At 62.1% G+C, this 12347-nt stretch carries 9 protein-coding genes and 1 pseudogene; 6 read left to right on the plus strand and 4 right to left on the minus strand.

All coding sequences use genetic code 11. The features are described 5' to 3' along the window. The first annotated feature begins 41 nt into the window (after positions 1 to 41). Complete coding sequence (locus AF337_RS31040; protein WP_049735182.1) at positions 42 to 3800, plus strand: FecR domain-containing protein; 3759 nt, start codon at positions 42 to 44, stop codon at positions 3798 to 3800. Next, positions 3800 to 5782, plus strand: coding sequence for an adenylate/guanylate cyclase domain-containing protein (locus tag AF337_RS31045; protein WP_049735183.1), 1983 nt, complete (start codon positions 3800 to 3802; stop codon positions 5780 to 5782). Before AF337_RS31040 ends, AF337_RS31045 begins: the two co-directional genes overlap by 1 nt. A 42-nt stretch (positions 5783 to 5824) precedes the next feature. Here AF337_RS31045 and AF337_RS31050 read toward each other — a convergent pair whose 3' ends face one another. Continuing rightward, entirely contained in the window at positions 5825 to 6367 is a 543-nt protein-coding gene (locus AF337_RS31050) for a GNAT family N-acetyltransferase (RefSeq protein WP_049735184.1), read from the minus strand. 189 nt (positions 6368 to 6556) lie between these two features. Here AF337_RS31050 and AF337_RS31055 point away from each other — a divergent pair, with 189 nt between their 5' ends. Next, positions 6557 to 7537: an SDR family oxidoreductase gene (locus tag AF337_RS31055; protein ID WP_049735185.1), complete on the plus strand. Its 981-nt coding sequence runs from the start codon at positions 6557 to 6559 to the stop codon at positions 7535 to 7537. Positions 7538 to 7637: 100 nt separating this feature from the next. Here AF337_RS31055 and AF337_RS31060 read toward each other — a convergent pair whose 3' ends face one another. After that, on the minus strand, positions 7638 to 8390 hold the full coding sequence (locus AF337_RS31060; RefSeq protein ID WP_049735186.1) for a nucleotidyltransferase domain-containing protein: 753 nt from the start codon (positions 8388 to 8390) through the stop codon (positions 7638 to 7640). Between the two features lie 400 nt (positions 8391 to 8790). On the opposite strand from AF337_RS31060, the gene AF337_RS31065 reads away from it, so the two are divergent. Beyond that, positions 8791 to 9486 carry a fumarylacetoacetate hydrolase family protein gene (locus AF337_RS31065; RefSeq protein ID WP_049735187.1) on the plus strand — a complete coding sequence of 232 codons (696 nt, stop codon included), beginning with the start codon at positions 8791 to 8793 and terminating at the stop codon, positions 9484 to 9486. A gap of 10 nt (positions 9487 to 9496) precedes the next feature. Next, positions 9497 to 10027, plus strand: coding sequence for a gamma carbonic anhydrase family protein (locus AF337_RS31070; protein WP_049735188.1), 531 nt, complete (start codon positions 9497 to 9499; stop codon positions 10025 to 10027). A gap of 47 nt (positions 10028 to 10074) precedes the next feature. Here AF337_RS31070 and AF337_RS31075 read toward each other — a convergent pair whose 3' ends face one another. Further along, positions 10075 to 10476, minus strand: a complete 402-nt coding sequence (locus AF337_RS31075) for a hypothetical protein (RefSeq protein ID WP_049735194.1) — start codon at positions 10474 to 10476, stop codon at positions 10075 to 10077. A gap of 233 nt (positions 10477 to 10709) precedes the next feature. Next, entirely contained in the window at positions 10710 to 11282 is a 573-nt protein-coding gene (locus AF337_RS31080; RefSeq protein ID WP_049735189.1) for a transglutaminase-like cysteine peptidase, read from the minus strand. A gap of 191 nt (positions 11283 to 11473) precedes the next feature. On the opposite strand from AF337_RS31080, the pseudogene AF337_RS45795 reads away from it, so the two are divergent. Beyond that, positions 11474 to 12347 (plus strand): annotated as a pseudogene (locus tag AF337_RS45795) (hypothetical protein); the annotation flags it as partial.

The raw sequence follows: 12347 nt of genomic DNA on the forward strand, positions 1-12347 counted from the left end.
ACGCTACACGGACAAACGGGAGGTGGGATGGGGTCTGGGTCATGCGGGGTTATTCCAAGAACATCTGTCGCGTGGGGATGGCGCTGGCGCTTGCTCTGCCCGGTTTCGGGCCGTCGGCAATGGCCGAGCCGCTGCAGCGTGCCACACCGGTCGCCGGTTCCGTCATCGCCCGCAAGGCGGGCGAAGAGGTCCGTTTCATCGACGTGTCGAACTGGCGTGTCGTCGATATCAATCAGGATCTCCTGACCGGCGATGTGCTGCGCACCAATGCCAACGGCCAGCTCGCCATCGTCTTTTCCGATCACACCCAGGTTCGCCTCGGCCGCAATTCCTCGCTGCAGGTCAAGAAAATGGCGGCCACCGGCGACACGACGCTGGAGCTGCAATCGGGAACGATCTGGGCGCGCGCCGAGCGCGGCGGCCAGGGGCTGACGGTCGAGACCCCTGCGGCGGCAGCCGCCATCCGCGGCACGGACTGGACGATGACCGTCGAGGGCTCCAGGACCTCGATGATCGTGCTGGAAGGGCGCGTGGCGCTCACCAATCCGCAGGGCAGCGTCGAGGTGAACGAGGGCGAAGGGGCGGTCGCCACCATCGGCCAGGCGCCGCACAAGCTGGTGATCGTCACGCCCGACGACCGCGAGCAGATGCTGTTCTATCTGAACCTTCGCGACGGCTTCGGCCTGATGCCGACTTCGCCGCTGCCGGCAGGCCGCATGGCCGAAGAGCGCCGCCGGCTGCTGGCTTTGCCGCCGGAACGTCGCACCACCGAGGACTGGTTGGAGCTTGCCGAAGTGCAGAGCGCCTTCGACGGCCGGCAAGTCGCCGCAGAGACGCTTCAGGAGGTTCGCCAGCGCAAGCTGACGACCCTTCAGAAGGCGCGCGTCGACTTGATCGATGCCACGATCGCCGGCGCCGAAAAACGCTACGACGAAGCCGCAAGGCTCTTTGCGGCGGCACTGCCACATCTCGATCCGGCCCGCCGGAACATGGCGCAGTATGGCGGCTATTTCGCCCGCTCGCTTGCCGATCCAGCCCATGTCGAAAAGCCGCCATCATCGGCTGTCGGCCCCTATGGCGCGATCATGCAGGCCTATACGGCGGGCTTTCTCAAAAATCCCCGCGCGTCCGTCGACCTGATCAAGGATGCGGAAAGGCGTTATCCGGATGATCCCACCCTTCCTGCGATCCGCGCCCAGCTGGCGCAACTGATCGATGACCGCGCCCAGATGCAGGAGGCGGTGAACCGCGCGCTCGCGCTCGATCCTAACCATCCGATCGCCCTTGCCGCACGCGCCTCGTACAAGGCGAGCTACGAAAGCGATATCAACGGGGCGCTTGCCGATCTGAACCGTGCCATCGAACTTGCGCCGGGAGCCTCGGGATCGTTGAACTCGATGGGCCTGCTGCAGAGCGCCCGCGACGCCAATGGCGAGGCCGAGACTGCCTTCCTGAGGGCGATCGCCCTCGATCCGCAAGATCCCGTCCCCCACGCCAACCTTGCCATCCTCTATCTCGACCAATCGCGCATGAAGGAGGCCAAGCGCGAGATCGATGCGGCGCTTGCCGCCGACCCCTCCTTCGACATCGCCCTCCTCGCCCGCGGCCGCTATTACCTGCAGACCGGCGAGCGCGACAAGGCGCTGGAGGACCTGCTGGCCGCCAGCACCGCCAATCCCGCCCATTCGCAATCGCAGCTGATGCTCGCCGCTGCCCATTACGAAAAGGGCGACCGCATTCCCTCCGAGCAAGCGGTCGACAATGCCGACAGGCTCGACAAGAACGATCCGGTCATCTCCTCCTTCCGCACCGCCGTCGATATCGACGATTACGACGCCGACGGCGCGATCCGCAACGCGCAGGAATTTCTCCGCCGCTCGCGCGCCCGCGGCGGCGATTACAGCGCCCTTGGCGCCAATCAGAATGCCGGCTCGACGCTGAACAACGCTTTTCGCCTGCAGGGTCTAGATGCCTGGGGCCGCTATTACGGGGACGCGGTCTTCAGTCCCTTCGAAGGCAGCGGCTATATCGATCAGTCGATCAAGGGCAGTATCTTCCCTTACGTCAACGCAACGAGCTTCAGCGACGACAATGTCATCCAGAACCGTGGCAACGCATCGAGCTATTCATCCTTTATCCAGGGTTTGCTGCTTGATCCGCATATGCTTTCCGGCCGCTCTCGTTCGGCAACGCTGCTGCGCACGCCGTTCATCGAAGGCTCGCTTGGCGGCGGCATCAACAGCGTCGACGGCCATACAAGGGGTATTGGCGAGGCTGAAATCCAGGGTTTCTCGAACGAGACGATCCCACTCAGCTTCTATGGCAACCTGACCTGGGAAGAACTGGCGCTCGATGGCGACTATCGCGATTTCGGCGGCTTCCAGACCGACAACAAGCTTATCGGCGGCAATGGCTATCTGACGGCAACGGTGACGCCCGACGATCGCGTGGTGGCCTATGTCAACCATGCCAAGAACGATGGAACGCTGAACGCACTGACGCAAGGCTCGTCACTGACCGACTTCCTCAACCTCCTGGGCTTCGGGATTCCAACTGAAGTCTCTTCGGAATACAACTATCGGCGCAATATCAGCGAAACCACCAATGCCGGCCTCGGCTGGAGCCATACCTTCGGCTACGAAAATATCTTGAACGGCGCCTTCCTCTATTCGGAAAGCAAGTCGCGGACGTCCACCTCTCTTCAGGTCGACGATGCGCCGGTTCTCGGCCTGCGCGACCCCGACATTATTCCATTCTTGGACGGGACCGAGGATCTGTCTTCAAAAACCTATATCGGCGCGCTCAGCCATTCCGTCGGCAGCGGACCGCTGACGTGGCGGTACGGCATCGAAGGCGGCTGGATCGATGTCAGCACGACCACCTCTTCTCGCCTGCATGAACTCTTTCCGCGCGTCGTGATCATCCCGGAGACCACGACCGGCCCGGACACATTCAGCAACCGCGTCAATATCAGCCGCGCCTACATCGACGTGCTGCACGAGATTACACCCGATCTCAAGGGCGAATACGCTCTCTTCGGCACGCATATGGAAGGCGACGGAGTCGACGTCAGCCGCCTGGAACCACGTTTCGGCCTTGCCTGGAAACCCGCCCAGAACCATTGGCTGCGCGCCGCCTTCATGCGCCAGAGCCTCGACACCGGCGTACCCACTCTTGCCCCGATCGGCGTCCTCGGATTGCAGGCCAACCAGTATTCGATCGGCCTCGAGGGGTATGCCGATACGGCGGCGCTGCAATGGGACGCCGAATGGACCGACCGGTTCTTCACCTCAGTCGAATACCAGCACCAGGAACTGCATGATTTCTCGATCGATTTTCCGCTGATCTCGCTTCCGGCGGCCGACAGCCTGCCGCTGTCGCGCGGCAGTATCGACCGTGCCGCCCTCACCGCAAACCTGGCGCTAGGTGCTGGTTTCGGCCTTTCCGCCACCTATGCCTATATGGAATCGGAGAACAAGGACCCGCTCCAGCCGAATTACGGCGGCTCCCTGCCATTCATTCCCAAGAATTCCGGCCAGATCGCGCTGACCTGGGTTAACGAGGCCAAGGTCAAGGCGACGATAGCGGCCAATTACATCGGCGAGCGCGACGGCGACGATCTCGGCACCAAGCTCGACGATTACTGGAGCCTCGACGCCCACCTCGTCTGGGAACCCTTCGACAAGCGCATGGAGCTCGAGGCCGCCGCCTATAACCTGCTCGACGAAGATTTCGAGGTCACGCCCGGCGTGCCCGGCTGGGGCCGCGCCTTCAAGGGCACGCTCAAAGTCCGCTTCTGATGCGCACGCAGGACAAGCCAGGGCAGGCCGGGCTGGATGGCGGCCAGGCGGTAAGCCGCCGCCTCCGGCTGCTGGTGCTGTCGCTCGCCGTGCTGATCGCCATATCGCTGCTGTCGCGCCTGCCCGCATGGTCGCTGCTGGAACTCAGGAGCTTCGACTATCTCTCGACCGTCGACGATCCGCGTCCGCCGCCGGGCGGACCCGTCATCGTCGCGATCGACGAGCCCTCGCTTGCCGATATCAATGCGCAATGGCCCTGGCCGCGCAGCCTGCATGCCGAACTCGTCAGCCAGCTGCGCGCCGCCGGCGCCCGCGTCATCGGCCTCGACATCATCATGGCCGAACCCTCCAACCCCGGCAACGACGCGGCGATCGCCAAGGCCGTCGGTCCCGATGTCGTGCTCGCCGGCGACGAGACGCTGATCGAGACGCCGCAGGCCTCGCAGCTGATCCGCGCCACGCCGCTGCCGGCACTGACCGACGCGGGTGCGGTGACCGGCATCGCATCGATCGATCTCAGCGGCGACGGCGTCTTTCGCCGTATTCCGGGCTATGAGGATGGTTTTGCCACCATGCTGGCGAAAGCCTCGGGTGCGGAAACGGAAATGCTGCCGGCCGGTCGGCTGATCCAGTCCCTAGGCCCGGCCCGCAGCTATCCCACGGTCTCCTATTACCAGGCACTTGATCCTGAGAATCTGCTGCCGCCAGGTTATTTCAAGGACCGCGTCGTCCTCGTCGGGCTCAGCCTGCAGAATGCGCCTGAGATCGACAAGGGCGGCGTCGATGCTTTCGCCACGCCTTACACGGTTCACACCGGCAAGCTCGTCCCCGGCGTCGAAATCCAGGCGACGATTTACGACAATATCCGCTACGGCCTGTCGATCCGCGAAGCGCACCTGCCGGCGGTCGCCGCCTGTATCCTGATCTCGGTGCTGCTTGCGGCACTGACCGTCTGGCGCTCGACGGGCTGGCTGACGATCGCTACCAGCGCGGCCGCCCTCCTCGCCTTCGCGGCCGTCAGCTTTGCCGGCATCCGGCTTGGCCATGTCTTCGTCTCGCCGCTCGGCCCGACGGTCGCCTATATCTCCGTCGTCTTCGGCCAGGCCGCCTTCGATTTCGCCGAGGAGCGCCGCAACAAGCGCCAGATCACCCGCGCCTTCGCCCAATATATCTCGCCCGATCTCGTCCGGCGCCTGTCGAACGACCCTTCGCAACTGAAGCTCGGCGGCGAGCGGCGCACGCTCTCGGTGCTGTTCTCAGACGTGCGTGGCTTCACCACCATCGCCGAGACACTGAAGGACGATCCGGAACAGTTGACCGGCCTGATTAACCGGCTGCTGACGCCGCTCTCCGACGTGGTGATGGATCACGGCGGTACGATCGACAAATATATGGGCGACTGCATCATGGCCTTCTGGAATGCGCCGCTCGACGATCCCGACCACGCGCTCCACGCCGTGCGCGCCTCGCTCGCCATGCAGGCAGCGATTTCGAGGCTGAACAATCAGCTGGAGCGGGAGGCGGCAGTACTCGGCCGCAAGCCGCACGTGCTGAAGATGGGCGTCGGCATCAACACCGGCGAATGCATCGTCGGCAATATGGGCTCCACCCGCCGCTTCGACTATTCCTGCCTCGGCGACAGCGTCAACCTTGCCTCCCGCCTCGAAGGCGCTTCGAAGAATTACGGCGTGGCACTGCTGCTCGGCGAAGAAACCGCAAGACGGGTCGCCGCCAACTACACGGTGATTGAACTCGACCGCATCATCGTCAAGGGCCGCACCCTGCCCTCGCCCGTCTTCACCGTCGTGCACAAGGCCGATGCGAAAGCCCTGGCCGGCCACCAGGATTTCATCGGGGCCAAATATGCCGGCACGCTCGCACCATCCGATCCGACCTTCGATAAGCTGGCTGCGGATATACCGGAGCTTGCCGGCTATTATGCGATGGTGCGGGATGCACTGCTCGGTGATGGCGGGGAATGATCGGGCAGCATTCCCCCGCACATGCGATTTGCGCCCGGATGCTCAGCTGCGAACCGCTCGTTTTGCCAAACCGTACATATTGGTGGGTGCGCCGTGCAGCATCACCTCGCGTTCGAAGCTGAAGCCACATTTCTCGAGGATGCGCCTGGACGCGGAATTGACGGGACGAACCAATCCGATCACGCGGTCCGCATGCAGGTCGTCGAAGGCAAAGGTCAGCGTTTCCCGCACCAGCTCGGTGGCATAGCCATGCCCCCAGCTTTCCGGCTGCAGATGGTATGAAATATTGAGACTGCCGAACTCCTTGGAAACGGTCACGCCGCCAAAACCGATCAGCCCAGCCTTCGTCTCGACCGCCCAGCGTCCGAAGCCGCGGTCTCTCCAGTGCTCGATGTCGCGCGCAAGCCGCGCGGTACTTTCTTCCGGCGAGTCCGGCCGGGGCACGGGCCGGTGGGCGACCAGTTCCGGCCGGGAAAAAAGCCCGGTGAGGAAATGGATATCTCCGGCTACAGGAATCCTCAGTTGCAATCTCGCGGTAAGCCGAATTGCCGGCGGCGCAGCACCATTGAATTCCTTATCGAACATCGTCTACCTCTTCATCGAGGACGCGATGTCCTCGGCAGCTCTTATCCAGGCGCGGCATCGTCTCTCGGGCGTCGGCGCCTCTACGCTCGCCTTCCACCACCGGGCGAGGAGATTTGCGGGAGACGATACCATTCTTTCGCGCTAAGAAGGGTGATCATAATTCCCGCCCATAGACCCGAGGTCACTTCCATGACTTTGAAAGTTCTCTTCATTGGCGGCACCGGCCAGATCTCCCATCCATGCGTCGAACGCGCCGTCGCCGAGGGCCATCATGTCAGCGTCTTCAATCGCGGCTTGAGAAGTGCTGCCTTGCCCGCCGGGGTCACCTCGATCGTCGAGGAGCTCGGATCGGACGCCTATACCAATCTCGCCAGGGCCAACTATGATGTCGTCTGCCAGTTCATCGCCTTTACCAGGGATCAGGTGGCGCGCGATATCGAGGTCTTCTCGGGCAATTGCGGCCAGTACATCTTCATCTCCTCGGCCTCGGTCTATGAAAAACCGCCGCGTCATTACCTGATCACGGAGGAGACGCCGGCGATCAATCCCTACTGGCCCTACAGCCAGGCCAAGATCGCCTGCGAGGAACTGCTCCGGAAATCCGGAAATCTCGCCTGGACGATCGTCCGCCCCAGCCACACCGTCCGCACCGGCCTGCCGATCATGATGGGCGACAGCGACATCATGGCGAGACGCATGCTGGATGGCGACCCCGTCATCGTGGCGGGCGACGGCCATACGCCCTGGACGCTGACCCGCTCGGTCGACTTCGCCGCGCCTTTCGTCGGCCTTTTCGCCAAACAGGCAGCGCTCCGCGAAATTTTCCACATTACCTCGGACCGCGCCCATATCTGGGACGATATCCAGAAGACGATCGCTAGATTGCTCGGCGTGGAAGCCAAGATCGTGCACGTGCCGACGGATACGCTGATCAGATACAATCCGGAATGGATCGGCCCGCTCCTCGGCGACAAGGCCTGGACGGCCATCTTTGACAATTCCAAGGTCAAGCGCGTGGCGGGCGATTTCACCTGCGCCGAGAGCCTGGATGAAATCCTCGCCGACTCGATCCTGCATCTTAAGCAGCGCCTGGCGAAGAGCCGCCCGCCAAAGGGGGATCTGGATGCGCTGATCGACAGGATTTGCGCGGAGCAAGGTGCGCTTGGTTAGAATATCCGCAAGGCATGGAATGATGGCGAGCGCATCGCGGACGCGCCGCCGCCTCGTTTGTCGATGAGAATGACCGGCGAGGCACTCAGGGTCGGTACGCCTATTCCAGCCGGCGCGCCTCCAGCGGAGCCTCCTGCCTAAACCCATCGAAACAGCGCCCACCGTGCCGCGCTAGCTCGCTGTCGGCCAGGGCGAGGAAGCGAGCGCCGTCGCCCTCTGCTGCGAGGCGGAACGCAGCGTCGAATTCGGCTGCCAATTGCGCATCCAGCTTCCGCATGACCCGCGGCGCCCATTTCCCTCGACCGGCCCATGCGCCGCGCCCGAGGAGAATGAGATCGGCGAGCTTCTGGTGGAGTTGCGCGGCGATTGCGGCGATCTCCTCGGGAGGGCGCGCGCCGCGCAGATCGTCGGCAAGGTCGGTGACCTGATAGCGCAGCATGTCGTAGCCGGCCCCGGCAAGCGGTTTCGGGCCGGCCGCCAGCGTGCCTGCCGCCTGCGCCTGGATGAGTCGGGCACGCTCGATATCCGGCCCCAATATGCTGCCAGTCGCGACCATGTTGACCATGATCGGATAACCACTGTCGGCATCCTGATGGAGATAGTGCGCCAGCGTCTGCGGATCATGGACGAAGGCCTCGACGGGAAAACCGTCGTCAATAAATGATTCCCGCCAGGCTCTTTCCAGCGCCGGGAATACGACGACCAGATCGATATCCGAAAAGGCGGTTCCTTCGCCGCGCATGATGGAACCGGTCACAAAAACGAAAGCGGCGCCGGCAAAGCGGCTGGCGACACAGCGACGGGCAGCAGCAAGCGCCCGCTCGGCGAGAATATGTTTTGGGATATCGTCCACGGTCTGGTCCTCGAATGCGGGACACGGGCGGCAACAAAAAACCCGCTCGTCTCCGGCGGGTTGGTCTTAACGGCGATGAACGGAATTCAGTTCACGCGTCTACCACCCACCGCGGCGCGGTGGTCGTAGACGTCGTCGAAACTGCAAAAATCCTGTTCATGGCCTGAACGATAGCGCTCGACCGCGATAGCGTCAATCCGCCGAAACGGGACGCCAAGACCGCTTCCCCGGCGTGCTGGTTTTCGTCCAAAGCGCGTCGCGATCTTTCAGATTTGCTCCTCACGCTTTAGGTCCTTGTTTTCGCATGTCGTTGCCGCAAAACCGCTGCACACTTTTGCGCGACATGCTCTAGGATGGCGCCAGACCCGCAAGCAAGACTCGAAAACAGGAAGAGCCGCCCATGCCCCACCCCGTCACCGTCATCCCGCGTCCCGCACCGGTTCTGCTGCCGGTGGACGGCAGCGATGAGCGATTTCCGGTGCGCCGCGTCTATTGTGTCGGGCGCAACTATGCCGACCATGCGATCGAGATGGGCCATGATCCCTCCCGCGAGCCGCCCTTCTTCTTCCAGAAGAATGCCGATAACCTGCTGCCGGCAGGCAATGCTTTTCCTTATCCGCCGCTCTCGAACGATGTGCATTACGAGGTCGAATGCGTTCTGGCGCTGAAATCCGGCGGCGCTGACATTCAGGCGGCAGACGCGCTCGACTGCATTTACGGCTATGCCGTCGGCATCGATTTCACCCGTCGAGACCTGCAGGGCGAGGCAAAGAAGCTCGGCCGCCCCTGGGAGGTCGGCAAGGCCTTCGAACATTCCGCCCCTGTCTCGCCGATCGTTCCGGCAAGCCGCATCGGCCACCCCTCGCAGGCAAGGATCTGGCTGGAACAGAACGGCAGTCGAGTCCAGGATGGCGATCTCAACCAGATGATCTGGAAGGTGCCGGAGATCATCGCCGAACTGTCGAAGCTCTTCACCCTCGCACCGGGTGATGTCATCATGACCGGCACGCCGGCCGGCGTCGGCGCGGTCGCCAGGGGTGATCGCATCAATTGCGGGATCGACGGCATCGCCATCCTGTCGGTCGAAGTCGTCTGAGGAGAAAGCCATGCCCGTCTACGCACTTGGCGGATCGGCGCCGAAACTGCCCGCTGCCGGACTCTATTGGATTGCACCGGATGCCCATGTCATCGGTCAGATCGAACTCGGCGAGAGTGTCGGCGTCTGGTTCGGCGCCGTGCTGCGCGGCGACAATGAGAAGATTACCATCGGCGAAGGGACCAATATCCAGGAAGGCGTGATGGCCCATACCGATATGGGCTTCCCGCTGACCACGGGCAAAGGCTGCACCATCGGCCACCACGCCATCCTGCACGGCTGCACGCTGGGAGACAACGTGCTGATCGGCATGGGCGCCACCATCCTGAACGGCGCGAAGATCGGCAACAATTGCCTCGTCGGCGCCAATGCGCTGGTGACAGAAGGCAAGCAATTCCCCGACAATTCCCTGATCGTCGGGGCGCCTGCCCGCGCCGTGCGTCTGCTCGACGACGCCGCAATCGAAGCCATCCGCCGCTCCGCCGCAAACTACGTTGCCAACTGGCAACGTTTCGCCCGCGATCTCAAGCAGATCGGTTAAATGAGAAGAGATGGCGGCCCAGCCCTGTCCTTCAGGGACCCTACGCCTTATTCGGCAGCTTCGAGAAACTGGCTGTTTCGTGAGGAAGAGGCAAGCGCCTGAACCCTGGCTTCCGCCTTGGCGATCAGCTGATAGAATTCGTCCTGCGCTTCGACATCCAGTTGAATGACGGCATTGACGTCATCGGGCGTATCGCAAACGCAGGCGACCGCCGAAATGGGACAGATGCCGCCAGGGTAACGCTTACCGGCTCCGGTATAGGCGCGACGGCCCCAACGCTCGGAATAGACCGTTTCTTCCCGCTCGAGATGCAGGATCGTTCCCTTGCAGGCAGTCACAATGGCCGCCTTGCCGTAGGCGAACCAATGATAGTTCAGCTTTCGGAGAATATATTTGCCGGTGATATCTTCGCCAGCCAGTTCGGCAGGGTTTTCAATCATTCTGATCATGAAGGCTTCCCTCAACGTTTGCAGAATATCCTTCATCTCTCCTTACGCAGCAAGTCAAAAAACGCTGCTTTTGGAGGCACTTAGTCACAAAGTGTTTCCGATTCTTACACCAGGCACACACCAGGCACCGCGCTGGACACACAATTCTTCGTCGAATTTGCCGCTATCTGCACCCGATTTGGGCGTTATTCGCGGCGGCGCCGGGCACCTTGGCGTCCGAACGGCGGCGCGCCTTAAGAGAACTCGCCTGCACGGGGACCGGCAAGCGTCACGCGCCAGCCCGTGCGCGATTGGAAATCCTGAGTGGCCAGAAACGTATAGCCCGTCATGCGCCAGGGCCTCACGGCGCTGGTCAGATTGTCGAGCACAAGATCGCCGCCATCCGTCCGGGCAATGAGAACGACATGGTTTTGATCATGCGGTCCAATGACCACCGAAAGCGCCAGGCGGTTCGATGGAAAACCAGCCTCGATCAGGTCCTTCATCTTCTGGAGGGCATAGTCTTCACAGTCGCCACGGCCGGCGACCGGCAGTGACCAAACATCCTTGTGGGAAGACGGACGGTCTTCTGCGGGAATGATGCGTCCATTTACGGCACGATTGATCTTTTGAAGCAGCACTATTCCTGCCGTGTCGTTTCGCTGTTGCGCCGCCATCCTGCCGCACAGCCACTTGTACTTGGCGCAGGCTGCGCCGAATCCCACCGGCGCGCCGATGCTTCTTGTCACAGGCAGCGATGATCCGGCAACGGCTTGAAAAGGCACCAGAATGGCTAAAACAGCCGCAAGAGAAAAGAGACGCTTCATAGCCGATTCCCCTTATTTGTCCCGCAACAATAACAGAGTCGAGATAAAAATTTATTAAAATTTTATACTTGCGAATTTAACCCTATTATATAAGCGATACAGATTAACCATTGTTTATTCTTCACGTTAATCCATTGTTAGTATAAGAACCCTCCCCATTAACATTCGGTTAACCTTGGGAGACGCCTGAAATGATCAGCAGAGCATCGAAATTCGGCCTGGCCATTGCTTCCCTTCTGGCAAGCAGCAGCTTGGCAACGGCAGCCCCGGCAGTCGTTAATTGCAACAGCGCCGTGCGCGGCACGCTCGAATACCGGCTGTGCATGCCGACCAGATCAATTCCGGCCGGCAGCAAGTTCAGCCCAAGAGACAGCGACCCCAGCAGCCAGGGCGCCGGCGGCGGCAAGAAGTCATCGAGCACCAGCTCGACTTCCGAGAACAGCGGTAAAAGCGGCGGCGACCAGGTTGCGGACGGCGGCGGAAACGGCACTGGCGACAACGGTAGCGACGACACTGGCGACAATGGTGGCGACGACACGGGCAACAATGGTGGCGACGACAACGGCCACGGCCATGGCCACGACCATCATGGCAAGGACGGCAAAGATCATGATCATGGCAAGGGCGGCCATGGCAAAGACAACCACGGCGGCAAGGACCACGACCATCACCGCGGCGACAAAGGCGGCAAGGATCACGGACACGGCAAGGACGGCCCGAGCAAAGGCGACAAGGAAGGTCACGGCAAAGGTGGCAAGGATGGCCGTGGCAAGGGCGACAACGACGGCCCTGGCAAGGGCGATAACGGCGGTTCCGGAAAGAGCGACAATGGTGGCTCTGGCAAGAGCGACAATGGCGGCTCCGGAAAGAGCGACAACGGTGGCTCCGGAAAGAGCGACAATGGCGGCTCTGGCAAGAGCGATAATGGCGGCTCCGGCAAGAGCGACAATGGCGGCTCCGGTAAGAGCGATAACGGCGGCTCCGGCAAGAGCGACAATGGCGGCTCCGGCAAGAGCGATAACGGCGGCTCCGGCAAGAGCGACAATGGCGGCTCCGGCAAGAGCG

The sequence above is a fragment of the Rhizobium ecuadorense genome (assembly GCF_001187535.1).
Classification (GTDB): Bacteria; Pseudomonadota; Alphaproteobacteria; order Rhizobiales; family Rhizobiaceae; genus Rhizobium; species Rhizobium ecuadorense.

Bases quoted from the DNA above. Each gene is read 5' to 3' on its own strand.
- AF337_RS31040 (WP_049735182.1), top strand. From the start codon at position 42: ATGCGGGGTTATTCCAAGAACATCTGTCGCGTGGGGATGGCGCTGGCG.
- AF337_RS31045 (WP_049735183.1), top strand. From the start codon at position 3,800: ATGCGCACGCAGGACAAGCCAGGGCAGGCCGGGCTGGATGGCGGCCAG.
- AF337_RS31050 (WP_049735184.1), bottom strand. From the start codon at position 6,367: ATGTTCGATAAGGAATTCAATGGTGCTGCGCCGCCGGCAATTCGGCTT.
- AF337_RS31055 (WP_049735185.1), top strand. From the start codon at position 6,557: ATGACTTTGAAAGTTCTCTTCATTGGCGGCACCGGCCAGATCTCCCAT.
- AF337_RS31065 (WP_049735187.1), top strand. From the start codon at position 8,791: ATGCCCCACCCCGTCACCGTCATCCCGCGTCCCGCACCGGTTCTGCTG.
- AF337_RS31070 (WP_049735188.1), top strand. From the start codon at position 9,497: ATGCCCGTCTACGCACTTGGCGGATCGGCGCCGAAACTGCCCGCTGCC.
- AF337_RS31075 (WP_049735194.1), bottom strand. From the start codon at position 10,476: ATGATCAGAATGATTGAAAACCCTGCCGAACTGGCTGGCGAAGATATC.
- AF337_RS31080 (WP_049735189.1), bottom strand. From the start codon at position 11,282: ATGAAGCGTCTCTTTTCTCTTGCGGCTGTTTTAGCCATTCTGGTGCCT.